The sequence below is a fragment of the Devosia chinhatensis genome, from assembly GCF_000969445.1.
GTDB lineage: Bacteria > Pseudomonadota > Alphaproteobacteria > Rhizobiales > Devosiaceae > Devosia > Devosia chinhatensis.
Map to the genome: position 1 here is coordinate 13,603 of NZ_JZEY01000061.1, position 25,223 is coordinate 38,825.

The window sequence follows — 25,223 nt, forward strand, 5'->3', positions numbered from 1 at the left end:
TCATGATCCTTGTCTCCCAGGCGCCATTCGATCCCGGCGCCCAAGCCAATCGCTTCCACACCAGCCACAGCGAGGCCGGCGCCATGGTGAGCTTTACCGGCCTCGTCCGCTCCGACCCCCGCGATCCGATCACCGCTCTTATCCTCGAATGCTACGAGAATCTCGCTCGCAACGAACTTGCCGCAATTCGCGATGCCGCCATCGCGCGCTTCACGCTCATTGACGCGGCCATCATCCACCGCCATGGGCGCCTGGTGCCCGGTGAACCGATCATGATGGTGGCGACACTCTCCGCCCACCGCCAGGCGGCCTTTGATGGTGCCCAGTTCCTGATGGACTACCTCAAGACGGACGCTCCCTTTTGGAAGCAGGAGGAAACCGCACAGGGTTTACGCTGGGTCGACGCCAAACCAGCCGACGACGCTGCCCGGGACCGCTGGACCCGATAAGACAAAAAGGCCGGGCATCTGCCCGGCCTTTTTCAGTCAAAACCAGCAGATTTTATTCCGCCGCCGCCCGCTTCGGCGTCACCGCCGCCGTATAGGCATCGATCAGCGTCCGGCAGCCATCGCCCGGCGTGAACTTGTAATCCCCGATCAGCGACACCGGCGTCACTTCCGCCGCCGTGCCGGTCAGGAAGCACTCGTCGAACTGATCCAGTTCCTCGGGCATGATATGCCGTTCGGTGACGGTGAAACCCTTCTCCTTGGCCAGCGCAATCAGCGTCTGGCGGGTAATGCCATTGAGGAAGCAATCTGGCGTCGGCGTCGTAATGTCCTTGCCCTTGATGAAGAACACGTTGGCGCCGGTGGCTTCCGCCACATAGCCGCGATAGTCCAGCATCAGCGCATCGGCATAGCCATTGGCCATGGCGTGGTCCTTGGAAAGCGTACAGATCATGTAAAGACCTGCCGCCTTGGCCGAAGACGGAATGGTTTCGGGGCTGGGCCGCTTCCATTTGCTCCATTCCAGGCGAATGCCCTTGAGCTTTTCCTCAACCGAGAAATAGCTCGGCCACACCCAGGCGGCGATGGCCACATGCACCGTGTTGTTCCGCGCCGGAACGCTCAGCTCTTCCGAACCGCGCCAGGCGACCGGACGTACATAGGCATCCACGAGGCCATTCTTGTCGAGCACCAGGCGCTTGGCCGCCTCGATCTCGTCGACGCTGTAGGGGAACGGCATGTCGAGCGTCGCTGCGGAGCGGATCAGCCGCTCCGTGTGCTCGCGCGACTTGAAGATCTCGCCGCCATAGGCGCGTTCGCCTTCGAATACGGAACTGGCATAGTGAAGCCCGTGCGTCAGCACGTGGATCTTCGCATCCTTCCAGGGTTTGAGTTCGCCATCAAACCAGATCCAGCCATCGCGCTGGTCCATCGGCAGGCCTGCCATCTTTCCTCTCCAGAATATCGGTGTCCGCGCCTTCGCGCTTTGTTGCGCCGATCATGCATCAGGGTCAAACCCTTGGCAAACCGTAACGTCTTTGGGATAAGACAAAACGACAGCGGCGATGGAGCAACTATGTCAGCGGATCGAAAAAATGTCAACAAGGCTGACATAAATTCTACGCTGGCCGACCATGCTGACCTGCCCCTCGACATCATGGGCCTGTTCTTCTTCGCCTATCGTGATTTCACCGGCGACGCCGATGCCCTGCTCGAGCGCCAGGGCTTCGGTCGCGCGCATCATCGCGTGCTCTATTTCGTCAATCTGCGCCCGGGCATGCCGGTGGCCGATTTGCTCGACATCCTCAAGATCACCAAGCAGAGCCTGGCCCGTGTCCTGCGGCAATTGATCGACCACAATTATGTCGAGCAGCGCACCGGAGCGTCCGACCGGCGCCAGCGCCTGCTCTATGCCACCGACAAGGGCCGGCATTTCTTCGCCGAGCTCTCTGCCAATCAGGCCACGCGTATCGACGCCTCGATGGCCGCGCTTTCGGCCGAGGGCGCTGCCGAAGTGCGCCGGTTCCTCGTGGGCATGGTGACGCCACAGGACCGCCCGACGCTCGAGCGCCTGCGCCTCACCGACAAGCTCTGATCCAGAAAGCCTAGTTGCGACCCAGCTCTTCGCTGCGCTGGCGCGCGGCAACGACGGCCCGCTCCAGAAGTGGTGTCAGCCCGTCGCTCGCCATCAGCACGTCGAGCGCTGCCGCGGTCGTGCCATTAGGCGAGGTCACGTTCTGCCGCAACACGCTGGCCGGCGCCGGATCGGCCTCCATCAGCGCCGCAGCGCCGATCACCGTCTGGCGGGCCAATTGCATGGCGACATGCTCGGGCAGGCCTTGGGCAATGCCGGCCGCTGCCAGGGCTTCCACCATGTTGAACACATAGGCCGGGCCCGAACCGGAGACGGCCGTCACCGCATCGAGATCGCCCTCGGCGTCGAACCACACCACCTGCCCGGCCGCCGCCAGCAGCGCATCGGCCGCATCGCGATCCTGCCGCGCCACATCGGGCCCCGCCACCGCGCCGCTGATGCCCTTGCCGATCTGCGCGGGCGTATTGGGCATCGAGCGCACGACCCGGCCCGTGCCCAGGCCCTCCGACAGGCTTGCAATCGAAACGCCCGCGGCAATGGAGAGCACAAGCGTGTGGTTGCCGATCACCGGCGCCAGGGTCTTCATCACCTCGGCAATGATCTGCGGCTTGACCGCCAGCACCAGCACATTGGGCTGCAGGCCAAGCGCTTCGCTGTTGATCACGAGCCCGAAATCCTCGGCCAGTTCCCGGGCGGCATCGCCGGGCACAGGATCGACGAGCACGAGATTGCCCGGTGGCAGGCCCGCATCGAGCCATCCGCGCGCCAGGGCAATGCCCATCTTGCCGGCACCCACCAGCATGACCGGGCCGATTTCGTGCAGGCGGCTCATCACGCCTCACCCACGGTTTCGAACATCACATGGCTCAGTGCATCGGCGGCCGACTTGCCGGCCCAGACCACGAACTGGAAGGCCTGGTAGTAAAGATCACAGGAATCCGATGCCGAGCGCAGCAGCGCCTCGCATTGCTGTGGAGACACGTCCGCGCCCCCGGTCAACAGGTGCGAATTGCGAAACAGCACCACGCCTTCCTTGTGCCAGGCGTCGAAGTGGCCGATCCACAATTGCTCATTGATCAGGCTGATCAATTGTTTGATTTCGGCACGTCGCCCCTCGGGCACCTTGAGATCGAAGGCACAGGCAATGTGCAGGCTCTCGAGATCTTCCATCCAGTTGAACGAGACGTGGTAATCGCTCCATCCGCCACGCACGGAAATGGAAATCTCATCGGCGTCCTGCCGCTCGAAAGTCCAGTCATTGATCGAAGCGATATGCTCGACGAGGTCCACAGGGTGGGACGACCGATCGGGCTCGAATTCAATCAGGGACATAAAAAGGGTCCGTCCTGCTAGGCGTTGATGGTAGCGCGGCCTATGCCGGCACACTTCGGATACGCGGGAAGGAACAACAGACCGCAACTGCGGCTTCGAATCGTCCTCCTGAACCAAACCTACACTGCGCCACTGATTCAGGGCACAAAGGCCGCCGGGAGAACGGCATTCTCTTGTGGATGATGATTGGGCTGCCCGGGTTAACGAAACGTTAAGGCGCCCACCGGCTCTGGCATTTCTGCCATCAAGCATCTGTTAATAAACGCGATGTCCCCGTCACCGCAGGTCATTCCCGCCAAAGCGGGAATCCTGTTCGTGCAACGTCCTGCCTTCGAGGCAAAGGACGACGCCTTGGTTTTGATGGGGTATGGCCCTTATGGGGCCTCCACTATTCAGCGACTTTCGCGCCGCGCAGTGCCGCGATTTCCTTGCGCAGGGCATCGATTTCCTCGCCCTGAACCTGCACCATTTCACGCAGGGCGTCGAAATCCTCGCGCTTGACCAAGTCCATGTCGTTGACGATGCGCTGGGCCTGAGACTTGACCACGGTCTCCACTTCGCGCCGCACGCCGTCGGCAACGCCGGCAGCTTCGTTCATCACTCGGCCCAGGCCGTCGAAAATCCGGTTGTTCTGGTTCATGGCGCGCATCCGTTCCGCGTTGAAGATCATTGCTCGATATGTAGGGCACGTCGGCCCCGCTGACCAGTGCGGCCCAATGTCGACCCCTCTATAACGCTTCGGCGACCAACTTGGCCGCATCCGAGCAGGCAACCAGCCCTTGCGCAAAGGGATAGCGTTTCATCATCACCGGTATCGAAAGACAGAAGATATCGGGGTTCATCCGCTCGCCCAAGGGGATACGAAACTGGTCGTCGTCGCTTTCCCGAAGACTGCGCCTTAGGAAATCCTTGCTCTCGAGCGCCCGGTCCAGCTCGGTGAAACCCAGTTCGCGGATCGAGGTCATTTCCTGCCCACGCGCATCGATAAAAGTACCGAACACCTGTTCGGGACCAGCCCCTGTCAGCGTGAAATTACCTGCTCCATAGCGGATCACCCCCGTTTCGCCCAGGGCAGCCAGTTCAAGGCACCCGGCTCGATGCAGGGCCAACAGCCGCTGCACGGACAGGTGCGGCACGCAGCCATAGGCATCGGCAAAGACCGGCACCAGATAGCGCCGGAACCGCGCCAGATCCTTGCGGTCGAAGAAGGGGACGATCTGGCTGAACACTTCATGGGCGCGCATCAGCGTATAGCGCCACATCACGATGCGGCGCTCGGCATAGTTCTTCTGCGATTCGGCGAGGTTCTCGGCCATCGCCTCAAAGCCCTGCCGCGCCTTGCGCATGCCGAAATAGCCTTTGGCAAAACTTTCCGGCGTAAAGCGGCTGATGCCGAGGTCGGCGAGGAATTTCGGATCGTCGGCGGCCAATTGCTGCTTGAACAGTTTCATGGCGCGCGACAGGAAGCCCGTCTTGCCCTGCTTTTGCAGCGCCTCGAGCCGGGCTTCTGTGAAGACCATTAGCGGTTCTTCGGGGATGGGATAATAGAAGTCGGCATCAGGCGTCACGCCTTTGCGTGATGCCATGACCAGCCGCAGCTTCTGCTTGCCCTTGAGCGAATAGCGCAATGCATCGCCCTCGCCCGTGAACTGCCCATAGCGCGACGCCAGCGCCACCACGGCGTCGATGCCGCTGAGCGATGATCCCAGGATCAGCGCCGCCCCGTCAGGCCCCACCTTGAGGTCCTGTACCGGATAGGGCGAGCGATAGAGCCCGCCATCTCGCTCCGCCTTGTTCTGGTCGGTGAGGTGACCGGTCGCCATGATCACCGTGTCGAACCGACGGCGCACATTGCCCTTCGTCTTGGTCACGAACACGGTAAAGCCGGAGGCATCGGGCCGCACGTCGGTCACCCGGCTTTCGGTCTCCACCGTCACCTGCTGGCCTGACTGCGCTCCGGCAGCGATCAGTCTCTCCAGCTGTTCGCTATAATAGGCGCCAATCAGCACCCGCGGATAAAAGTCACGATCGCTTACGGTCTCGCGGTCGATACCGAACCGGCGCAGCAACCCGCTATCGGCAACTCGCACCCAGTCCGCCAGGGAAATCAGCACCGGCGGAATCTCGATGGAGGTGATATTGGCCATCATATCGGGCGTATTGAATTCCTCGGCATAGGGAATGCCGCAACCCGCAACCTTGCCGGCCTCGAAAAGCGTGATGGTCATTCGCCCCGCTTTTTGCAGCAGGTTCTTGAGCGTGTAGACGGCGGTGGGCCCGCCACCGACAATGGCAATCCGCGTTGGTGTCGTCGTTCGCATGTCTTGAATTTACTCTAAACTGGGCCCGGCGTCTTGCTGAACGCATCAGCGTCCATTTCGCTGCCCATTGCAGCGCTGGATAAATTGCGGTGTGGGCCGCATGAACTTTCCCGCGTTCAACACGTTTCGCCCGCCATGGAAACCAACCAGCCTACCGAAGCTGAACTCACCGCCATGCGGGACGCTGTCGAGCGCGCCTTGCAGGCCCGCCGGCAATCGGGCAAGGCCGGTATCGCCGCCGCTATTCTGCGCGATGGCGTGGTGATCGGCCGGGGTGAAAACGAGGTCCGGCTTCAGTCCGATCCGACCAAGCATGCCGAAATGGTTGCCCTTACCGAGGCCGGTCACTTTGTCGGCAGCACCGATCTCTCCGGCTGCGTGATTATCTCCACGCTCCAGCCATGCGAGATGTGTCTCTCGGCCATGCGCTTTGCCGGCATCAGACGCGTGATCTTCGCTGCCACGCAAGCCCATGTTGCTGGCAAGTACTTCGTCTTTCCGGGCCTTTCCATCGATGACTTTATTGCCGCCGGTGAGCCTTTCACCGCCATTGGCGGCACGATGGAAGACGACGTCCTGCCATTGTACCGCGACGGTGACGAATAGGTTTTCCTTGTCGCCGATGCTGCTATCTTTATGCGCGGAGCGATTTGCTAATGCGCTTTGTTGTCTCGCCCTCTTGCCGTGGGGCCGGGCGGGAGGGTACGGCAGGCCTGTTGCTGCCCGATGACATGTTGAGCGGGTCGAACCACCGGAGCGCCCATTGCCCTTCCCCAATATCGATCCCATCGCCATCGCCATCGGCCCCATCGCCATCCGCTGGTACGCGCTGGCCTATCTCTTCGGCGTCCTGCTGGGCGCGGGCTACGGCTTTCTGCTTTTGCGCAATCAGCGTCTCTGGCATCGCGGTGCCCCGCCTTTCCCCGCCAAGGACATCTGGGATTTTGCCTTCTGGGCCATGCTCTCCATCGTCCTCGGTGGGCGCGTCGGCTACGTGCTCTTTTATAACCTGCCTTATTACCTTCAGAACCCGATCGAGATCATCAACACGCTCGATGGAGGCATGTCCTATCATGGCGGCATGGTCGGCCTCATGCTGGCGGCCATCTTCTTTACGCGCTCCAAGGGCGGCAATTGGCTTTCGAGCCTCGACCTGCTCGGCGCCGTCGCCACCATCGGCATTTTTCTCGGTCGCCTCGCCAATTTCATCAATTCCGAGCTCTATGGCGCGCCCACGACCCTGCCATGGGGCGTCGTCTTTCCCACCGATCCCCTCCAGGTCGCGCGCCATCCCAGCCAGCTCTATGAAGCCGTCCTCGAAGGGCTCCTGCTCTTCCTCGTCATCCGCGTCGCCACCCATGTCTTCTTCGCCCTGCGCAAGCCGGGCCTGGTGGCTGGCATCTTCGCCATAGGCTACGCCCTCTCGCGTATCGCGGTCGAATTCGTCCGCCTGCCCGATGAACAGCTGGGCTACCTTTATTTCGGCTGGGTCACCATGGGCCAGATCCTGAGCCTGCCGATCCTTTTGGGCGGCGTTCTGCTCGTCGCCTACGCCGTAAGCCGCCGCGACAATCCTTTGCGACCGTGAGCGCTAACAGTCTGTTAACCTATTCCCCCAAGTGAGACGCCAGACGTGACCCAGACGCTGACACTCGAACAGCAGATCGACATCCAGATCCGCTCCGGCGGCCCGATGTCGGTGGCCAACTATATGGGCCTCTGCCTCACCCATCCCACCAAGGGTTATTATCGCGCCCGCGACCCGATAGGCAGCAAGGGCGATTTCATCACCGCGCCGGAAATTTCCCAGATGTTCGGGGAGCTTATCGGCTTCTGGCTGGTCAACCTCTGGCAGCAGATGGGCGAACCGAAAGCCTATACGCTGCTCGAACTGGGTCCCGGCCGCGGTACGCTGATGGCCGATATCCTGCGCGTTGCCTGCCGCGCCCCCGGTTTTCGCGATGGTCTTGACCTCCGGCTCTTCGAAACCAGCCCGGCCCTTATGGCGGAGCAGCAGCAAAAGCTGGCACCCTACGAGCCCAAATATTTGCAGGACTTCAACAATTTCGCCGACGGCCCGGTACTGGTCGTCGCCAACGAGTTCTTCGATGCCCTGCCCATCCGTCAATTCGTCCGCCAGCACGATGGCTGGCACGAACGCCAGGTCGGCCTTCTCGATACCAAGCGCATCTTCGGTCTCTCCCCCACGCCCATTCCGCCCGAGGCCATGCCCGAAGCCATTGCCGGTGCAGAAATCGGTACCGTCTTCGAGGTGTGCTTCGGCGCCGCCGAAGTCACCAACCAGCTGGCAAAAGTCATTTCCGCTCAAGGCGGTAGCCTGTTGGCCATCGATTACGGCTATGCCGAGACCCAGGTTGGCGAAACCCTGCAGGGCGTGCGCAACCATGCCTATGCCGACGTGCTCGAGGCCCCAGGGGAGACAGATATTTCCGCCCATGTCGACTTCGGCGCCATGGCCAATGTCGCCCGCAAGGCCGGGCTCGCCGTTCAGCCGGTCGTCGAACAGGGCCAGTTCCTCAGCCGCCTCGGCATCGGGGAGCGGTCCGCAGCCTTGAGCAAAGCCAATCCTGGCGCTGCCGAGACCATCGAGACCGCCCGCCACCGACTCGTCTCCCCCGATCAGATGGGCAAGTTGTTCAAGGTCTTCTGCGCCCACAGCCCCGGCTTGATGCCGCCTGGATTTACTCAATGATTGCAATGGAAAGAGCTGCAGTCCTCGCTCAGATATCGGCTGTGCGGCACGGTTTCTTCGGCCGGGCCGGAGGGGTGTCCACCGGCGAATTTGCCAGCCTAAACGTCTCTGCCGCAATCGGCGACGACCCCGATCTGGTGGCGCAAAATCGCGCTTTGGTGGAAAGGGCAGTCGGAGCCGGAGCGCTCGCCATATTGAAGCAAGTGCATTCCAGCCGCGTCGCCATCCTCGACCAGGTTCCGGAAGCCTCGACCATCGCTGCCGACGCCGCGGTGACCGCAACACGCGGCATCGGCCTCGCTATCCTCACGGCGGACTGCACGCCCATTCTTCTGGCTGACCCGATTGCCGGCGTCCTTGGAGCCGCTCATGCCGGCTGGCGCGGCGCTGTCGACGGCATCATCGGCAACACGGTCGAAGCCATGCTGTCCCTCGGCGCCAAGCGAGAAGACATCCGGGTCGCCTATGGCCCCACGATCTCCGGTCCGAATTACGAAGTGGGCGAGCAGTTCCGCGCCGATTTCCTGGCCCTTCACCCTGGTGGCGCGCACCATTTTGACACGCCTGACAACCGCCCCCCGCATTTCGACCTGCCGGGCTTTGTCGAAGAACAATTGCATGCGGCCGGCATTGACCGGGTCGAGCAGGTCGGCGCCTGCACCTATGCCCATCCTGATCGGTATTTCTCGCATCGCTATGCCACCCATAATGGCACGCGAACGGGTCGGCAGATCGCCGTCATCGGAATGACATGAGGTTTAATTTACCGCTTCGCCCAAAGTGGCGTTGCGAGTCCAGACCCGCTCCGTTAAAGGTGCCCGCGAAACTGGTAGGTCCTCCCCCCTAGGACCAGTTGAGACAGGATCGCGATCATGAAGCTGGTGACCGGCAACTCCAACCGTCCGCTGGCGCAGGCTGTCGCCAGCTATCTCGAACTTCCGCTGACCGATTGTACCGTCAAGCGCTTCGCAGACAACGAAGTCTATGTTGAAGTGCAGGAAAACGTGCGCGGCGAGGATGTCTTCATCCTTCAGTCAACCAGCTACCCCGCCAATGACAACCTGATGGAGCTGCTGATCATTGCCGATGCTTTGCGCCGCTCCTCGGCCCGCCGCATCACGGCCGTCCTGCCCTATTTCGGCTATGCAAGGCAGGATCGTAAGTCCGCCCCGCGTACGCCCATCTCCGCCAAGCTGGTCTCCAATCTCATCACCGAGGCCGGGGCCAACCGCGTCCTGACGCTGGATCTGCATGCCGCTCAGATCCAGGGCTTTTTCGATATTCCCACCGACAACCTGACCGCCGCCCCGGTCATGGTGCGCGACATCAAGGACAATTACGACGTCAAGAACGTCATGATCGTCTCGCCCGATGTCGGCGGCGTGGTGCGCGCCCGCAACGTCGCCAGCCGCATCGGCGCCAGCCTGGCCATTGTCGACAAGCGCCGCCCCCGCGCCGGCGTTTCGGAAGTGATGAACATCATCGGCGATGTCGAGGGCCAGACCTGCATCCTCATCGACGATATCGTCGATTCTGGCGGCACGCTGGTCAATGCCGCCGAAGCCTTGCTCAAGGCCGGCGCCAAGGAAGTCTCGGCCTATATTACCCATGGCGTGCTTTCGGGCACCGCCTCCGAACGGATCGCGGCCAGCAAGCTCAAGGAGCTCGTGGTGACCGATTCCATTCTCGACACCGAAGCCACCCGCCGGGCTGCCAACATCCGGCGCATGTCCATCGCCGCCCTGATCGGCGAGGCCGTCGCCCGCACGGCCAGCGAGCAGAGCGTTTCAAGCCTTTTCGACTGATCTGGCAGATGGGGTGCCGAAAGGGTGGCAAGGCCACGCTTCCCCTTGCTCCCCGGCCCCCTTTCCTCTATATCCCGCGCCCATGAAGCGCTCGTCACCCCTGGAGGACGGGCGCGTATGTTGCTGTTGGAGTGACATACACCAAACCAGAATGGATGATTTCCATGGCTGCCAACAAGGTGCTCAAGGCACAGGCGCGTGAGGGAGTGGGCAAGGGGGCCGCTCGTGAGCTGCGTCGTCAGGGACGTGTTCCCGCTGTTATCTATGGTGACAAGAAGCCCCCCGTCACCGTTTCCGTCGAATACAAGGACGCTCTGAAGTTCATCTATGCGGGTGGCTTCAAGTCCCATACGCTCGATCTGGACGTCGACGGCACCATTCACCAGGTGATCCCGCGTGACTACCAGCTCGACGTCGTCATGGACCAGCCCGTCCACATCGACTTCCTGCGCGTCTCGGGCAATGCCAAGCTCAACGTTGAAGTGCATGTCAACTTCATCAACGAAGAAAAGAGCCCCGGCCTCAAGCGCGGCGGTACCCTGAACATCGTCCGCCATACCGTGGAAGTCTCGGTTCCGGCCAATGCCATTCCCGAAGAGATCACCGTCGATCTGTCCGGCTATGAAATCGGCGACTCGATCCACATCTCGGCCGTGACCCTGCCCAAGGGCGTGACCGCCACGATCACCGATCGCGATTTCACCATCGCGACCCTGGTTGCTCCGTCGGCGCTGAAGTCGGCTGGCGAAGACGCTGAAGACGCAGAAGGCGAAGCCTCCGCCGAGTAATCGCGTGGCTTTTCTGCTATGCTTTGGGGCGGCCTTCGGGTCGCCCCTCTTGTTTTGGAGTAGCCCATGAAACTGCTTGTCGGCCTTGGAAATCCCGGCGCTCAATATGCCGGCAACCGCCACAATATCGGCTTCATGGCCATCGACGCCATCGCGGCCGCGCATCATATACCGACCTGGAAGTCCAAGCATGCCGGCCAGCAGGCCGAGGGCAGCATTGGTCCCGATCGCGTGCTCTTGCTCAAGCCGCAGACCTTCATGAACAAATCCGGCGACAGCGTTCAGCAGGTCGCCCGCTTCTACAAGATACCGGCCGCCGATGTGATCGTCTTCTACGATGAGCTGGACTTGGCGCCCGGCAAGGTGCGCGTCAAGGTCGGTGGCGGCAATGGCGGTCATAACGGCCTGAGGTCGATCGATCCCCAGATCGGCCTCGATTACAAGCGCGTCCGCCTCGGCATCGGCCATCCGGGCAAGGAGAATGTCACCCACCATGTGCTGGGTGACTTTGCCAAGGCCGACAAGGCCTGGCTCGACCCCCTGCTGGACGAGGTCGCCCGCCAGGTCCCGCTCCTGCTCAAGGGCGACGACAGCGGCTTCATGAACAAGCTCGCCTTGGCTCTCAAGGGTGACGAGGCTCCCCCTGCAAAATCCGAAAAGCCCGTCTCTGCCGGCCAGAGCCATATCCGCCAGGCCCGCACCGCCCGGCCGCAGGTGGATGTACCCAAATCCGGCCCCATGGCCGATATGCTGAACAAGCTTTTCGGCAAGACCTGAAAGCAAGACTGGCCAGCACCGGCCCATTGCGTCTCAGGCTACGCCTTGGCGCTAGTCGCAGCGAACGAACATGTCGAAGCCGGTGCGGTTGGTGATCAACAAGACGTCCTCTGCCGCGCGGATGATTGTGACGGGTCCGTTATTGCGCTGCAGGAAGTCAACCTGCCCCTGGCTTCTCGCGTCCCCCGGGCCGTGCCCGATGGCGGCAAAGAAGCCGTCCAGATCGATCGACTGACTGTTGCTACCGGCCCGGTCGCGCCGAAACTGCCAATGCATGGCCCGCGGCTGATCAACGATACCGAGGTCGAAACCTCCATCGCCCACAGTGGTAATCGCCATGATTGGACCGCGATCCTCGGGGCAGAAGCGAACCATCTTCTCCGCGAGCGCATCGCCGTCAGGCGCGCCAGGATCGATCAGTGTCGTCATATTCGCCCAGATCCAGCGCCCGTCCAGGCCCTCGACCTTGCCGAACGTCCTCAATGTATCGACAGCGTCCTCCACCGCGCTCTGCGCCAGGACGTTCGGCGCTGCGCTCATCGCGAGAATGGCGATGAGCGCAAGGCCGGCACGCCTCACCGTGCTCATCACTCCGGGCAGCGGCCAAAGAGTTCAGCGCGGCCCGGCGTCACCATAGCCAGCAGGTCGGGCGATACGCGAAACAGGTCGACGCGACTGCTGTTCTGCTCGAGCGCCCGGGCGCGCATCGCAACGCCATTCTCGCCTTCCATCGTGTCGAATTTGAAGACACGGAACAAGGCTTCCGGATCGACATTGCGATGAAACTGCGAGCCGGCAATCCAGTCGAAGCGATAGACCAGTTCGCCACCACTATTGGCCGCCACCATTTCAAAGCTCGTACCATCCAGTGCAGTCATCAGCGCGCCCCGCACAGGATCATTGCCGCAGATGCGCTCGATGAGGCTGTTGATCAGGCCAGGGTCGGGATCGGTGCCCTGAGCGTTGGAAAGCACGCTCAGAGGCAGCCACTCGCCCTCAATATCCTCGACGACGCTGTCTGCCGACACCTGTCCGAAAATCCGGTTGGCCTCGGCGAAATCGTCCTCGATCTGGGCGGCGGCCGGGCTGGCGGCCATCAGGGCCAACATGACGGCAAGTGTGATGCGCATTGCTCTCTCCTCGAGTGTGTTGTGAGGTGAGACGTGTGCGGACACAAAAACCTTGGCGGGTAAGGTCTGCCCTTGGTCACTTTTCGAAAAATTTCGACGGGCAGCGATTTTGGAACGGAGCTATCTCTCTAGCGCGGCCGACGCAGAAAGCCGGCGCTGCAGGAGATGCAGGCGCCGGCTTTCTCAAGCGTAGGAACGTCCGCCCGTACGCGGCTAGACGTTGAATTTGAACAGCATCACGTCGCCGTCCTTGACGACGTAGTCCTTGCCCTCGTCACGGGCCTTGCCCGCTTCCTTGGCGCCCTGTTCACCGTTCAGCCCGACAAAGTCGTCATAGCCGATGGTCTGGGCGCGGATGAAACCACGCTCGAAATCGGTGTGGATGACGCCGGCGGCCTGGGGCGCCCGGTCACCCTTGTGAATGGTCCAGGCGCGCGTTTCCTTGGGGCCCACGGTGAAATAGGTCTGCAGGTTCAAAAGATCATAGGCGGCACGGATCAGCCGGTTGAGGCCGGGCTGCTCGAGATCGAGCGAGCTGAGATATTCGGCCTGCTCCTCGTCGGAAAGCTGAGCCAGCTGGCTTTCGATCTCCGCCGAAATGACGACCACACCGGCGTCATTGGCCTTGGCATAGTCCTCGACCTGGCGGCTGAGCGCATTGCCGGTGGCAGCCGAACCCTCGTCCACATTGCAGACATAGAGCGCCGGCTTGCTGGTCAGCAATTGCAGCTCACGGAACGCCTTTTCTTCTTCCGGATCGCGCTTGACGAAGCGGGCGGACTTGCCCTCGCGCAACACGGCCAGCGCGCGGTCAATCAGCTCGAGGGTGACCTTGGCTTCCTTGTCGTTGCCCTTGGCCTTCTTTTCGACGCCGGCGCGGCGCTTCTCGAGACTTTCGAGATCGGCAAGCATAAGTTCGGTTTCAACCACATCCGCATCGGCCAGCGGATCGACCTTGTTGGACACGTGGATGACGTTGGAATCCTCGAAGCAGCGCAGCACATAGGCGATCGCGTCGGTCTCGCGGATATTGGCAAGGAACTGATTGCCCAGCCCCTCGCCCTGCGAGGCGCCCTTCACCAGACCCGCAATGTCCACGAAGCTCATGCGCGCCGGCAGGATAGTGGCCGACTTGCCGATCGCAGCCAGCTTTTCGAGCCGCGGATCGGGCACGGAAACCTCGCCCACATTGGGCTCGATCGTGCAGAAGGGGAAATTGGCCGCCTGCGCAGCCGCGGTGCGGGTCAGTGCGTTGAAAAGCGTCGACTTGCCGACATTCGGCAGGCCGACAATGCCCATCTTGAAGCCCATCTGTGTCTCCGGGAAACTGTTGGGCTCCAATTGGGTCGGATCGCTGCCGATGTCAATGTTTGAGCGGGCAAGAGCCGTTCGTACACTGCGGCGGCCCCTCGCCTTGCCCTATCCGGCCACTCATGCGAAAACCCGCTTGACGCATAGGGCAAGCAAATGACCAATCCAGTCACACATGATCGGCGCCATTTCGAAGATCTCTCGACCGGCGAAATCATCACTCTGGGAACAACGACCGTCAGCCGCGACATGATTGTCGGCTTTGCGCGCGAATTCGATCCCTTCCCGTTCCATCTCGATGAAAAAGCGGCCAGGGAAAGCCTGCTCGGTGGGCTGGCATCCAGCGGCTGGCAGACCGGCGCGCTCAGTCTGCGCATGCTGGTCGACGCCTTCCTCTCTACCATCGCTTCCTGCGGCGGCCTGGGCTTTCGCGATCTCAAGTGGCGCAATCCTGTCATGGTCGGGGATACGATCGGGGGCACCGCCACGATCGCCGAACTGCGTCGCTCTGCCACCCATCCGCAATGGGGCATTGTCACGCTCGACTTCGATATCCGCAACCAGAAGGACAAGCCGGTCATGACCATGCGCTTGGCCAACCTGGTCGAGTGCCGCAATCCGGAGGCCCGGCCATGACCCGCTGGTTCGAGGATATCACCATCGACGAAGCCTTTCCCCTGGGCAGCCACACCTTTTCCGCCGAGGAAATCATCGACTTCGCCACTCTCTACGATCCGCAATATTTTCACATCAATCCAGAGCTGGCGCGCCACAGTCATTTCGGCGGCCTGATCGCCTCGGGCTGGCACACGGTCAGCGTCGGGCACCGCAAGATGGTAGACGCGCTCTTTGCCGAAGAAGAGCGTCTGCAGGCCTTGGGACAGGAGCCCGGCGTGTCGGGTCCCTCGCCCGGGGTCAATGCCATGGATTTCAAGGTTCCGGTCCGTCCGGGCGACACCGTCACCTACGAGTTGACCGTGACGGACAAGCGCCCATCCAATTCCATTCCCGGCTGGGGCCTGCTCTTCAACCGTATCACGGCGATCAACCAGCGCGGCGAACTCGTTTATTCCGCCGATCTCGTGGGCTTTTCAAAACGCCGCGATTATCGCATGCCCCTTCGGCTCAAGGTCATGATGGCACTCAGCAGAACCCCCGTTCTCGGAAAGCTGATCAGACGGGGCTCTTGAAACCGGCTGGGCTGCTCGGCACTGTGCATGCATGCGCCGATTCGCCCTTGTCCTCGCCCTCACCGCCTGTTCCGCGTTCCCTGCCCTTGCCCAGGTCTACCAGGGCAATTGGAGCTGCAGGGATGCCACGACGCAGCGGGTGGGCATCTTCACGCTCTATGGCCAGGTCTATGGCTGGGCATCCCGCGTGGCAGGCGACCCCAATTCGGGCAGCGGCACGCTGACCCCGTACCAGGACGGCGTGGGCATCAACGACGGCAACCTGCGCTCCAATGGCGGCATCCAGGCGGTTCGCGTGGTCAACGATCCCACCTATGGAGTCGCGCTGCAGATGGAAACCGCCGAAACCATCGTCATGCTCTGCACCCCGCGCTAGGGCCTTTTTGCGCCGCGTGAGCATCACTTGCACGCGGGGGCTTGAAACTTTGCGCCGACTGGAGCATTTTCATCGCGCAGCGCCGGGCCCCTCTGGTCATGGTTTCCCGCTATGGCGATGTCGGAGCTGCTCCACCAAGTTCATGGAGAAGGTCCGGCGATGGAATCGCTTCTTGCCGCCCTATCGGGCGATTTTCTCGGTACACCCGTTTATTTCTGGATCGCGTTCATCACGATCGTGATCGCTTTGCTTGTTTTCGACCTTGGCATCCTCCACCGGGATGAGCACGAGATCGAAGCCAAGGAAAGCCTGCTGCTCTACGGCTTCTACGTCTGTATTGCCATGGCGTTCGGCGCCTGGGTCTGGTTCCAGCGCGGAGCGCAGGCAGGCCTCGAATTCTACACCGGCTATCTGATCGAGCAGTCACTGGCGATGGACAACATGTTCGTCATTGCCACAATATTTGGCTTCCTCGGCATCCCTAGGCTCTACCAGCACCGCGTGCTGTTCTGGGGCATTCTGGGCGTTATCGCCTTCCGTGCCATCCTCATCGGCATCGGCGCGGCCCTCGTCTACCAGTTCAGCTGGATCCTGTTGTTCTTCGGTGCCTTCCTGATCTTCACCGGTATCAGGATGTTCAGCCACAAGGATGAAGAGCCGAACCTGGAAGAGAACAAAATCTTCCAGTTCCTCAACAAGCGCTTCCGCATCACGCGCGAATTGCATGGCCGCCGCTTCACGATCAAGGCGCCCGATCCCAAGACCGGCAAGATCGTCACCTGGCTGACCCCGCTTGCCGTCGCGCTGATCATGGTGGAAATCGTCGACCTGATCTTTGCGGTCGACTCAGTGCCCGCCGTCTTCGCCGTGACGCAGGATACGTTCATCGTCTACACATCAAACATCTTCGCCATTCTCGGCCTGCGCGCGCTCTACTTCGCGCTTGCCGCTGCGATGAACCGCTTCCGCTACCTCCAGGTATCGCTGGCGATCATCCTGGTGATGATCGGTATCAAGATCTGTCTGGTGCCCTTTGGCTATCACGTGCCCACCGCAATCTCGCTGGGCCTGACCATCTCGATCCTGGCTGCCGGCGTGTTCTATTCGCTGTGGAAGACCCGCAACGAGCCCAATATCAGCGCCGAGGACGATCCCAAGACGGGCCAGCTCGAGCCCTGATCGACAGGTGACTGCACAATTCGATTGAGGAAGGGCCGGCGGTTGACGCCGGCCCTTTTTGCTTGCCCGCACCCGGCTGCCAGCGCGTGCAACAATTCGCGATCTGCAGCCGATTTCGGCGGCCTCTTCCAAAGTGCCGAGCAGCCGCGTGTCATGCGCCCAAAACCGCGCGTGAACTGGCTTGGCGCAGGGAGCAAAGTGAGTCCGGCATCCACAGGGTCGGGCCTGCACCTTTCTTGCCTTAATTTCCCGTTAATGGATGGACCGTAACGACAAAGGAGATCGGACAATGGGTGCCATCCACGAAATTGTCTTCGATTGCGATCAGCCGGCTGTTCTGGCCGAATTTTGGGCCGACCTGCTCGATGGCTATGCCGTCCGCCAGCCGGACATGACCAGCGCCGCGCTCTCCCTGGCCTTGGGCCTTGATCCAGCCGAACCCACGACCATCATGGTCGACGGGCCCGGCCCCTCGCTATGCTTCCAGAATGTCGAGGGCCAACGCCCCGAGAACAACCGGGTGCATTTCGATATCGGCGTCACCAATCGGGCCGCAGAGGTCGATCGGCTCTCGCTATCGGGTGCCAGCGTCGAGCGTGTCCTGCCGACCTACACCATCATGCGCGACCCGGAAGGCAACCAGTTCGTTCTGGTCGACAGCAAGGCTGAAGCCGAGCGCGTGGCCGCCTAGACACCGTCGGCGGGTGCTGACACGTCCTGTCAGCGCCCCGCTCCAGTCTCGGTCGATCAGAGACGGAGCCAATTCATGACCCTCATCGCCTCCTGCCATTGCGGCAAGACCAGCATCGCCCTTCCCGGCCACCCGACCAAGGCCGCGCGGTGCAATTGCACCTTCTGCCAGCGCACGGGCGCCGTGTGGGCCTATTATTCCGTGGGTGATCTGAAAATCCTGAGCGCCGAGGATGAAGGTAGCTATTCCACCAATCCCGCCTACGGCTTGCATCATTTCTGCAGGCATTGCGGCATGCAGACCTGGGGCGAGAGTGTGGACTGGTCGGCCGCCTATAATAATGACGGCACACCCAAGGGCGACGACACGGCGCTGGTCCCTGAACTGACAAAGCTGCAGGTCAATCTCAACCTCGTGGACGATCTCGATTGGTCCAAACTCGAGATCGAACACCTGGATGGACGCAACAATTGGTGATTCCGAGTACCTGGGGGCGACTTGAAACGCTAGTGCCCGTCGAACGCCATCAGCGATGAAACGCGCACGCCTTCGGCCTCGAGCTTGGCGGCGCCACCGATCTCGGGCAGGTCGATGACAAAGGCCGCGTCATCACATACTGCGCCCGTCCGGCGCAGGAGCCCAATGGCCGCAATGGCAGTGCCGCCCGTGGCGATCAGATCGTCCACCAGCAGCACTTTGTGACCCGGCCCCACCACGTCGGCATGGATTTCGATCGTATCGACGCCGTATTCGAGCGCGTAATTCTGCCCGATCGTTTCTCCGGGCAGCTTGCCCTTCTTGCGGATCGGCACGAAACCCGTCCCCAGCGCAATGGCCACGCCCGCCCCGAAGATGAAACCCCGGGCCTCGATCCCGGCGACATGGGTGATCCCCTGCCCCCGATAGCGCGCGGCGATCTGCTCGATGCTGTCCTTGAAGCCCTCGGGATGCTCGATCAGCGTCGTGATGTCCCGAAACAGAATGCCCTTTTTGGGATAGTCGGGAATCGTGCGGACGAGCGACTTCAGGTCGAGCGACATGGAAGGCCTTGCAAGGAGAGAGGGTTAGGACTTGTTGCGGCCCAGCAGGTGTCGGGCGATGACGCCGGCATTGTAGGCGGCATTGCGCGTCGTGTTGATGGCCGTTTCGCGCGTCTTGGGGTTGCTGACCACGGCATGCACGCCCGCGCGCACAGCCGGGTGACGGCTGACGGCAAGTGCAGTGCTGACCACGGTAACGGCCAGGCGAATGGCGGACATCGCAATTCCTCCAACACCGAATTCAACGGGAATATCGTGGCATTTGCCTGGCTTGGCAAGGCCTTCACGCAAAGGCGCACACGGCTTTCCGCCACAAAACAAAAGAGGCCCCAGGGGGCCCCTTTCAAAATGTGTCATCCCGTGCATGCCCTTCGAGCTTGGCTCGGCGGCCTGACCCTTGCTGCAATCATCGCACCGGGGAGATTTTCCGCGGTGCGGGCGAGATCAGTGTTCGATGCCGGACCAGAGCTTGCGCTTGGTGGCCCAGAGCAGGCCGGCGAAACCGACAAGGAACAACAGGACCACGAAACCGGTCTGCTTGCGGCTCACCAGATGCGGCTCGGCCACCCACATCATGAATGCCGACACGTCCGTCGAATATTGCTCGAGCGTCTCGGGAACGGCCACACCGTCTTCACCGGGCGTATAGGTGATCTGGCCATCGGCCAGCGGCGGCGCCATGCCGATGGCATGTCCAGGGAAGTAGTCGTTGTAATACTTGCCCTCGGGCAACTGGAAGGGCTCGCCGTCGGAGCTGTGCGGTGCGTCTGCGGGCACTTCTTCGTGGTACCCGGTTAGCAGGGCATGGATATAGTCCACGCCGCCTTCCTGGTAGGCAGTGAAGTAGTTGAACGCCCAGGTCGGGAACGGATCCTTGACGCCGCGAGCCTTGGCCAGCACCGAGAAGTCCGGCGGCAGCGAGCCGCCATTGGCGTCGCGCGCTTCCTGATCGTTGGCAAACGGGGACGGCCAGCGATCGGCAGCCACGGCCGGACGCATGCCGCCATCGGCGGTCGGATCGGCAACCTGGTACTCGGCGGCCAGCGCCTTTACCTGCTCCTCGGAAAAGCTCGGACCACCCGGCTCGCTGAGATTGCGGAACGCCAGGAGATGGGCGCCGTGACAGCTGGCGCACACTTCCCGGAACACCTGGAAACCGCGCTGCAACTGGTTCTGGTCATAGGTACCGAAGATACCTGCGAAGCTCCAGTTGACGCGTTCCGGGTGCTTTCCGGCTTCTGCGGCCTGCACCTGCACTGTCGAGAGGCCGACAATGGCAGCGAGCGCGGCGATGATGATCTTGTTCTTGAACATGTCTATCGCCCTACTCACGCGTGTGCCTTGCCGAGAACGCTCTCGGAAATGCTGGTCGGCAGCGGCTTTGGTTTTTCGATGCGCGAGAGCACCGGCAGCACCACCAGGAAGTAGATGAAGTAGTAGGCTGTGCAGACCTTGGCGAGCGTGGTGTAGGGCTCGGCGGCTTCCTGCGCACCCAGATAGGCCAGGGCGATGAAGTTCAGCACGAAGAGGCCATAGAACCACTTGAAGATCGGGCGGAACGAGCCCGAGCGCACCTTGGACGTGTCCAGCCACGGCAGGATCAGCAGCATCAGGATGGCGCCGCCCATGGCGATCACGCCGCCCAGCTTGGAGTCGATGAACAGGATATTGAAGTCGATGGCGCGCAGGATCGTATAGAACGGCAGGAGGTACCATTCGGGCACGATGTGTGCCGGCGTCACCTGGCTATTGGCCATGATGTAATTGTCGGGGTGACCCAGGATGTCCGGCGCGAAGAACACGAACCAGGCGAACGGGATCATGAACACGACCATCGCGAACAGGTCCTTCATCGTATAGTACGGATGGAAGGGAACGGTGTCGCGGCTGTCCTTCACTTCGACGCCCACCGGATTGTTGTTGCCCGGAACGTGCAGCGCCCAGATATGGAGCGCCACCACGGCAGCGATGATGAACGGCAGCAGGTAATGCAGCGAGAAGAAGCGGTTCAGCGTCGGATTGCCCACGGAGAACCCGCCCAGCACCAGCTGCTTGATCTGCTCGCCGACCAGCGGGATGGCCGAGAAGATATTGGAGATAACCGTGGCGCCCCAGAAGGACATCTGGCCCCAGGGAAGGATGTAGCCCATGAAGGCGGTAGCCATGGTCAGAAGGAAGATGATGACGCCCAGGATCCAGAGGATTTCGCGCGGTGCCTTGTACGAGCCGTAGAACAGGCCGCGGAAGATGTGGATGTATAGAGCAGCGAAGAACATCGAGGCGCCCACGGCGTGAGTGGCCTGGATGATGCGACCACCATTGACGTCGCGACGAATGTGCTCGACCGAGTCGAAAGCCATGGCCACGTTGGGCGTGTAGTGCATGGCCAGGATAATGCCGGTGACGATCTGGACGCCCAGACACATGACCAGGATGGCGCCGAACGTCCACCAGTAATTGAGGTTCTTCGGCGTGGGGAAGTCCATCAGGTGTTCTTTGGCAAACCGAACGACCGGCAGGCGGTCGTCGAGCCACTTCTCGACGGCATTTCCCGGAATATAGGTAGAGTGATCAGACATCGGAAAAGCCCCCACTAGCCGATCTGGACCAGCGTATCGCTGACGAATTCATAAGGCGGCACCACCAGGTTGAGGGGCGCCGGCCCGCGACGGATACGGCCGGCCGTATCGTAGTGCGACCCGTGGCATGGGCAGAACCAGCCATCGAAATCGCCCGATTCACCCACCGGCACGCAACCGAGATGAGTGCAGTTGGCGATCATGATCAGCCATTGTTCGTGGCCCGGCTTGGTGCGCTGCTCGTCGGTCTCGGGATCCTTGAGATCGCTGAGCGGAACCGCCTGGGCTTCCTCGATCTCGGCCGCCGTGCGGTGACGCACGAAGACCGGCAGGCCGCGCCAGGTAATGGTCACCGACTGCCCCTCGGGAATGGCGCCGACATCGAATTCGATGCTTGCCAGCGCCAGGGTCGAGGCGTCGGGATTGAGCTGGTTGATCAACGGCCAGACCACGGCTGCGGCGCCGACGACGCCGACGGCGCCCGTGGCGACATAGAGAAAGTCCCGCCGGTTCGTGGATGAATGTTCAGCTTGCGTGGCCAAGGTCCGTATCCCCGTACGATGCACAATTGACGGGGCCGGCCCCGGCGATCGCGATCCCATAGGCAGAATCGTGCCGCCGGCCGCCCTCAAGCGGCCCGTCAGGTAGCGTCCTTTTTGCACTGTCATAAGAACTTGTCCAGTGCGCGAACCGTGACAGGGGCAAACTGCGACACTATACCCGTGCCACGCCCGGAAACCGGGCGCTTGTTCAGCTGTGGAGCGACCGGTCTTGGCCATCGACCTTGCCCTTTATCAACCGGATATTGCCGCCAATACCGGCACCCTGCTGCGCCTTGGCGCCTGCCTGGGGGTCGCAGTGCATGTCATCCACCCGGCCGGCTTTGCCATCACCCAGCGCAATCTGGCGCGCTCGGGCATGGATTACCTGGATCAGGCGCAGCTGGTCGAGCATGCCAGTTTTGCCGCTTTCCAAACCTGGCGCCGCGCGGCGCGACGCCGGCTGGTCCTGCTCACCACCAAGTCGAGCCAATCCGCCTTTGCGGTGGATTATGGGGCCGATGATATTCTCATGCTGGGCCGGGAAAGCGCCGGCGTACCCGATGCGGTAGCGGCCGAGGCCGACCTGCGCGTGCGCATCCCGATGCGCGAAACCATGCGCTCGCTCAATGTCGCCATCGCCGGCAGCATGGTTCTGGCCGAAGCCATGCGGCAGACTGGCCGCTTTACAGATCTGTCCTGAAAGTCCATTTCCCCGCCATGACCCTTCCTGCCGATATCGACGCCAAGAAACTTGCGGCCAGCGCCTGGTTCCGCACCCTGCGCGACCGCATCCACGCCGAATTCGAAGCCATCGAGCGCGAGCTGACCGGCCCCAATGCCGATATGGCGCCCGGCCTTTTCGAGCGCAGCCCCTGGGATCGCGCCGCTGGGGGCGGCGGCGAAATGGGCATGCTCCATGGCCGCGTCTTCGAAAAAGCGGGGGTACACATCTCCACCGTGCACGGGCACTTCACCGAGGAATTTGCCCGCCAGATGCCAGGGACGGAAGCCGGCACCGCCTTTTGGAGTTCGGGCATCTCGCTTATCGTCCATCCCTGGAACCCGCACGTGCCGGCGGTGCACATGAACACGCGCATGATCGTCACCGGGCGGCAATGGTGGGGCGGCGGCGCCGACCTGACCCCAGTCCTCGACAATCGCCGCACCCAGACCGATCCCGACACGATCGACTTTCACGCCGCCATGCAGGCCGCCTGCGAAAACCGCCCCGGCGTCGACTACGAACGCTTCAAGGCCTGGTGCGACGAATACTTCTTCCTGCCCCATCGCAACGAGCCGCGTGGCGTTGGCGGCATCTTCTACGATCACTTCAATTCCGGGGACTGGGACGCCGATTTCGCCTTCACGCGCGCCGTGGGCGAGGCATTCCTGGGCATTTATCCCCAGCTCGTGCGGCGCCAGTTCGAAAAGCCATGGACCGAGGCGGAGCGCGACGAACAGCTGGTGCGGCGCGGCCGCTATGTGGAATTCAACCTGCTCTACGATCGCGGCACCACGTTTGGCCTCAAGACCGGCGGCAATGTCAATTCGATCCTGTCTTCAATGCCGCCGGCGGTGAAGTGGCCGTGATCTCCTGCCGCCTCCGAAGCCGCGCCAGGCGTGCCCTACGGAACCGCAGCACCAGCAAGCGCACGAAGCCATAAACCAGTACATAGGTGCCGATGGCCAGCGGCAGGGAGCCGAAAAGCGTCGTGACAAAGGTTGGCGCCAGCGCCTCAAATTCCTGCGAGATCAGGCCATGGGGCAGCTTCTGCGCGATCTCGTGCACCAGCGCGGCCTCCTGCGGGCTCACCCCGCCTCCGCCGCTCAGCCAGTCGCCCAACCCATAGCCGGCAGCCACGAACAGCGGAAAGGTGAGCGGGTTGCCCCACAGCGCCCCGATCGCCGCGGCCACGATATTGCCGCGCGTCACGAAGGCCAGAGCCAGCCCCAGAACGAAATGCAGCCCGAACAGCGGTAGCATGGCCACGGCGGCGCCCGAGGCCAGGCCCGCAGCGATAGCATGCGCACTGCCCGAAAGCCGCATCAGCCGCTTTTGCAGATAGGCCAGGTAACGTTTCCAGCCCATGCGCGGCCAGACCCGGTCGCGCCACGATTTCGTGTTTTTCATTGCCGGTCCGCCCGAATTGGTGACGACTTGCCACTCCGCCACCGCCCCACCGAGGTGATCCGATGCCTTTGACCGATGTCGACATTACCGGCTTTCGCTCCATTCGCGCCATCCGGTTTCCGCTGCGCCAGGTCACGGTTTTGGTCGGCGGCAATGGCGTGGGCAAGACCAATCTCTACCGCAGCCTGGAGCTGATCCAGGCCTCGGCGCGCGGCACCCTGGCCGACGAGATTGCCCGCGAGGGCGGCCTTGCCTCGATCTTCTGGGCGGGCGGACGCAATCTCACCGCAGATGGCAGCTTCGATCCGCAATTTCGCACCGATGGCTATCGCAAGGGAGAAGCGCATCGCCTCGCGCTCGAGGTTGGCCTTGACGCCAGCGATACCGGAATTGCCCAGCGCTATCGCATCGAAATCGGCTTTGCCGCGAAGGCCAGCGCCGCCTTTCCTAACGAGGCCCAGATCCGTCGCGAGGCAATCACCCTGGCCGAGCGCCGGCCCATCATCCTCATGGAACGCCGCGAAGCCCAGGTCTGGGCGCGTAACGAGGAGGGTCAGCGCGAGAACGCCGCCATTGATCTGCTCGCCAGCGAGACCGCCCTCTCGAGACCTGGCCCCTATGCCGAGGTCGCTGCCTTGCGCGACACGATCCTGGCCTGGCGCTTCTATCATGGCTTCCGCACTGACGCCGATTCCGCCCTGCGCCGCCCCTCCCGCGCCGTCACCGCACCCACGCTCAGCGCCTCGGGCGACAATCTGGGCGCTGTCTTGGCCACCCTGCGCTTCATCCGCGAGGATACGATAGACCTCGACGCCATCATTGCCGACGCCTTTGGCGGGGCCCGGCTCGACGTCACCCTGGGCGAGGCCGTCAATTTCGGCCTGTGCTATCCCGAAATGCCCAAACGCACCTTCCTCGCGCACGAGCTTTCCGACGGGACGCTGCAATTCCTGGCTCTGGCAGGCGCCCTCCTCGCCTATCGGCTGCCGCCCTTCATCGCGCTCAACGAACCCGAGACCAGCCTCCACCCCTCGCTTCTGCCGCTCCTTGCCCGCATGATTGTCAATGCGGCCGGTCGCAGCCAGATATGGGTGGTCACCCACTCGGCCGCCCTGGCCACGGCCATTGCCGAACTTTCCGGCATCACCCCGCGCCGCGTCATCCGGTCCGATGACGGCACCTGGCTTGAAGGCCTCTCGCAGATTGGGCTCTTCCCCGAGGATCACTGATCGGAACTCAATGGGCAGCCCGGCGTTTTTCCAGACGCACCACAAAGGA

General features: G+C 62.2%; 32 protein-coding genes. 18 read left to right on the forward strand and 14 right to left on the reverse strand.

The window, feature by feature from the left end:
* Positions 1-2 precede the first annotated feature (2 nt).
* Positions 3-449: a molybdenum cofactor biosynthesis protein MoaE gene (locus tag VE26_RS10450; protein WP_200897239.1), complete on the forward strand. Its 447-nt coding sequence runs from the start codon at positions 3-5 to the stop codon at positions 447-449.
* Between the two features lie 52 nt (positions 450-501).
* Here the strand turns inward: VE26_RS10450 and VE26_RS10455 are convergent, their stop codons facing one another.
* Positions 502-1,392 carry a branched-chain amino acid aminotransferase gene (locus VE26_RS10455; protein WP_046105260.1) on the reverse strand — a complete coding sequence of 297 codons (891 nt, stop codon included), beginning with the start codon at positions 1,390-1,392 and terminating at the stop codon, positions 502-504.
* Between the two features lie 129 nt (positions 1,393-1,521).
* On the opposite strand from VE26_RS10455, the gene VE26_RS10460 reads away from it, so the two are divergent.
* A complete protein-coding gene (locus VE26_RS10460) occupies positions 1,522-2,040 on the forward strand; it encodes a MarR family winged helix-turn-helix transcriptional regulator (protein WP_244465681.1) in 519 nt (172 codons plus the stop codon).
* Between the two features lie 10 nt (positions 2,041-2,050).
* Here the strand turns inward: VE26_RS10460 and proC are convergent, their stop codons facing one another.
* From proC to VE26_RS10480, 4 genes are all read right to left on the reverse strand, one after another.
* Positions 2,051-2,872, reverse strand: coding sequence for a pyrroline-5-carboxylate reductase (proC, locus tag VE26_RS10465; RefSeq protein ID WP_046105261.1), 822 nt, complete (start codon positions 2,870-2,872; stop codon positions 2,051-2,053).
* The gene (locus VE26_RS10470; RefSeq protein ID WP_046105262.1) at positions 2,872-3,372 is read right to left on the reverse strand and encodes a type III secretion system chaperone family protein; all 501 of its coding nucleotides are present in this window, start codon (positions 3,370-3,372) and stop codon (positions 2,872-2,874) included. The genes proC and VE26_RS10470 overlap by 1 nt, the downstream gene beginning before the upstream one ends.
* A gap of 388 nt (positions 3,373-3,760) precedes the next feature.
* Positions 3,761-4,012, reverse strand: coding sequence for an accessory factor UbiK family protein (locus VE26_RS10475; protein ID WP_046106225.1), 252 nt, complete (start codon positions 4,010-4,012; stop codon positions 3,761-3,763).
* An 88-nt stretch (positions 4,013-4,100) separates the two neighbouring features.
* Positions 4,101-5,693 (reverse strand): FAD/NAD(P)-binding protein, encoded by a 1,593-nt coding sequence (locus tag VE26_RS10480; RefSeq protein WP_052715837.1) that lies wholly within the window; start codon positions 5,691-5,693, stop codon positions 4,101-4,103.
* Positions 5,694-5,828: 135 nt separating this feature from the next.
* Between VE26_RS10480 and VE26_RS10485 the strand changes: the two genes are divergently transcribed.
* From VE26_RS10485 to pth, 7 genes are all read left to right on the forward strand, one after another.
* Positions 5,829-6,299 carry a nucleoside deaminase gene (locus VE26_RS10485; RefSeq protein WP_052715838.1) on the forward strand — a complete coding sequence of 157 codons (471 nt, stop codon included), beginning with the start codon at positions 5,829-5,831 and terminating at the stop codon, positions 6,297-6,299.
* Positions 6,300-6,456: 157 nt separating this feature from the next.
* Entirely contained in the window at positions 6,457-7,281 is an 825-nt protein-coding gene (gene lgt / locus VE26_RS10490; protein ID WP_046105263.1) for a prolipoprotein diacylglyceryl transferase, read from the forward strand.
* Positions 7,282-7,326: 45 nt separating this feature from the next.
* A complete protein-coding gene (locus tag VE26_RS10495; RefSeq protein ID WP_052715839.1) occupies positions 7,327-8,406 on the forward strand; it encodes a class I SAM-dependent methyltransferase in 1,080 nt (359 codons plus the stop codon).
* 41 nt (positions 8,407-8,447) lie between these two features.
* Positions 8,448-9,161 (forward strand): peptidoglycan editing factor PgeF, encoded by a 714-nt coding sequence (pgeF, locus tag VE26_RS10500; protein ID WP_210165403.1) that lies wholly within the window; start codon positions 8,448-8,450, stop codon positions 9,159-9,161.
* Positions 9,162-9,278: 117 nt separating this feature from the next.
* Positions 9,279-10,211: a ribose-phosphate pyrophosphokinase gene (locus VE26_RS10505; RefSeq protein ID WP_046105264.1), complete on the forward strand. Its 933-nt coding sequence runs from the start codon at positions 9,279-9,281 to the stop codon at positions 10,209-10,211.
* 164 nt (positions 10,212-10,375) lie between these two features.
* Complete coding sequence (locus VE26_RS10510) at positions 10,376-10,999, forward strand: 50S ribosomal protein L25/general stress protein Ctc (protein WP_046106230.1); 624 nt, start codon at positions 10,376-10,378, stop codon at positions 10,997-10,999.
* 66 nt (positions 11,000-11,065) lie between these two features.
* Complete coding sequence (gene pth, locus VE26_RS10515; RefSeq protein WP_046105265.1) at positions 11,066-11,776, forward strand: aminoacyl-tRNA hydrolase; 711 nt, start codon at positions 11,066-11,068, stop codon at positions 11,774-11,776.
* 51 nt (positions 11,777-11,827) lie between these two features.
* Here pth and VE26_RS10520 read toward each other — a convergent pair whose 3' ends face one another.
* The 3 genes from VE26_RS10520 to ychF form a co-directional block, all read right to left on the reverse strand.
* Entirely contained in the window at positions 11,828-12,364 is a 537-nt protein-coding gene (locus tag VE26_RS10520; RefSeq protein ID WP_046105266.1) for a hypothetical protein, read from the reverse strand.
* Positions 12,364-12,906 carry a hypothetical protein gene (locus VE26_RS10525; protein ID WP_152658821.1) on the reverse strand — a complete coding sequence of 181 codons (543 nt, stop codon included), beginning with the start codon at positions 12,904-12,906 and terminating at the stop codon, positions 12,364-12,366. Before VE26_RS10525 ends, VE26_RS10520 begins: the two co-directional genes overlap by 1 nt.
* A 213-nt stretch (positions 12,907-13,119) precedes the next feature.
* Positions 13,120-14,217, reverse strand: a complete 1,098-nt coding sequence (gene ychF, locus VE26_RS10530) for a redox-regulated ATPase YchF (RefSeq protein WP_046105268.1) — start codon at positions 14,215-14,217, stop codon at positions 13,120-13,122.
* A gap of 156 nt (positions 14,218-14,373) precedes the next feature.
* Between ychF and VE26_RS10535 the strand changes: the two genes are divergently transcribed.
* From VE26_RS10535 to VE26_RS10560, 6 genes are all read left to right on the forward strand, one after another.
* Positions 14,374-14,853, forward strand: a complete 480-nt coding sequence (locus VE26_RS10535) for a MaoC family dehydratase (RefSeq protein WP_046105269.1) — start codon at positions 14,374-14,376, stop codon at positions 14,851-14,853.
* Positions 14,850-15,407, forward strand: coding sequence for a MaoC family dehydratase (locus VE26_RS10540; protein ID WP_052715841.1), 558 nt, complete (start codon positions 14,850-14,852; stop codon positions 15,405-15,407). Before VE26_RS10535 ends, VE26_RS10540 begins: the two co-directional genes overlap by 4 nt.
* A 31-nt stretch (positions 15,408-15,438) precedes the next feature.
* A complete protein-coding gene (locus VE26_RS10545) occupies positions 15,439-15,783 on the forward strand; it encodes a hypothetical protein (protein WP_046105270.1) in 345 nt (114 codons plus the stop codon).
* A gap of 159 nt (positions 15,784-15,942) precedes the next feature.
* Complete coding sequence (locus tag VE26_RS10550; RefSeq protein ID WP_046106232.1) at positions 15,943-16,962, forward strand: TerC family protein; 1,020 nt, start codon at positions 15,943-15,945, stop codon at positions 16,960-16,962.
* A gap of 289 nt (positions 16,963-17,251) precedes the next feature.
* Complete coding sequence (locus tag VE26_RS10555; protein WP_046105271.1) at positions 17,252-17,653, forward strand: VOC family protein; 402 nt, start codon at positions 17,252-17,254, stop codon at positions 17,651-17,653.
* 75 nt (positions 17,654-17,728) lie between these two features.
* Complete coding sequence (locus VE26_RS10560; protein WP_046105272.1) at positions 17,729-18,130, forward strand: GFA family protein; 402 nt, start codon at positions 17,729-17,731, stop codon at positions 18,128-18,130.
* A gap of 29 nt (positions 18,131-18,159) precedes the next feature.
* On the opposite strand, the gene VE26_RS10565 is transcribed toward VE26_RS10560, so the two are convergent.
* From VE26_RS10565 to petA, 5 genes are all read right to left on the reverse strand, one after another.
* Positions 18,160-18,693, reverse strand: coding sequence for an adenine phosphoribosyltransferase (locus VE26_RS10565; protein ID WP_046105273.1), 534 nt, complete (start codon positions 18,691-18,693; stop codon positions 18,160-18,162).
* A gap of 24 nt (positions 18,694-18,717) precedes the next feature.
* Positions 18,718-18,912 (reverse strand): hypothetical protein, encoded by a 195-nt coding sequence (locus tag VE26_RS10570; protein WP_046105274.1) that lies wholly within the window; start codon positions 18,910-18,912, stop codon positions 18,718-18,720.
* A gap of 225 nt (positions 18,913-19,137) precedes the next feature.
* Positions 19,138-20,007, reverse strand: a complete 870-nt coding sequence (locus VE26_RS10575) for a cytochrome c1 (protein WP_052715842.1) — start codon at positions 20,005-20,007, stop codon at positions 19,138-19,140.
* Positions 20,008-20,021: 14 nt separating this feature from the next.
* Complete coding sequence (locus tag VE26_RS10580) at positions 20,022-21,272, reverse strand: cytochrome b (protein WP_046105275.1); 1,251 nt, start codon at positions 21,270-21,272, stop codon at positions 20,022-20,024.
* A gap of 14 nt (positions 21,273-21,286) precedes the next feature.
* Complete coding sequence (gene petA / locus VE26_RS10585; protein WP_046105276.1) at positions 21,287-21,814, reverse strand: ubiquinol-cytochrome c reductase iron-sulfur subunit; 528 nt, start codon at positions 21,812-21,814, stop codon at positions 21,287-21,289.
* A 235-nt stretch (positions 21,815-22,049) separates the two neighbouring features.
* On the opposite strand from petA, the gene VE26_RS10590 reads away from it, so the two are divergent.
* Together VE26_RS10590 and hemF are read left to right on the forward strand one after the other, a co-directional pair.
* Positions 22,050-22,514 carry a tRNA (cytidine(34)-2'-O)-methyltransferase gene (locus VE26_RS10590; RefSeq protein ID WP_046106234.1) on the forward strand — a complete coding sequence of 155 codons (465 nt, stop codon included), beginning with the start codon at positions 22,050-22,052 and terminating at the stop codon, positions 22,512-22,514.
* A gap of 17 nt (positions 22,515-22,531) precedes the next feature.
* On the forward strand, positions 22,532-23,404 hold the full coding sequence (gene hemF / locus VE26_RS10595) for an oxygen-dependent coproporphyrinogen oxidase (RefSeq protein ID WP_046105277.1): 873 nt from the start codon (positions 22,532-22,534) through the stop codon (positions 23,402-23,404).
* Here the strand turns inward: hemF and VE26_RS10600 are convergent.
* Complete coding sequence (locus tag VE26_RS10600; protein ID WP_046105278.1) at positions 23,358-23,945, reverse strand: DUF2062 domain-containing protein; 588 nt, start codon at positions 23,943-23,945, stop codon at positions 23,358-23,360. The genes hemF and VE26_RS10600 overlap by 47 nt on opposite strands.
* 62 nt (positions 23,946-24,007) lie before the next feature.
* Here VE26_RS10600 and VE26_RS10605 point away from each other — a divergent pair, with 62 nt between their 5' ends.
* Positions 24,008-25,174, forward strand: coding sequence for an AAA family ATPase (locus VE26_RS10605; RefSeq protein ID WP_046105279.1), 1,167 nt, complete (start codon positions 24,008-24,010; stop codon positions 25,172-25,174).
* The last annotated feature ends 49 nt before the right edge of the window (positions 25,175-25,223 follow it).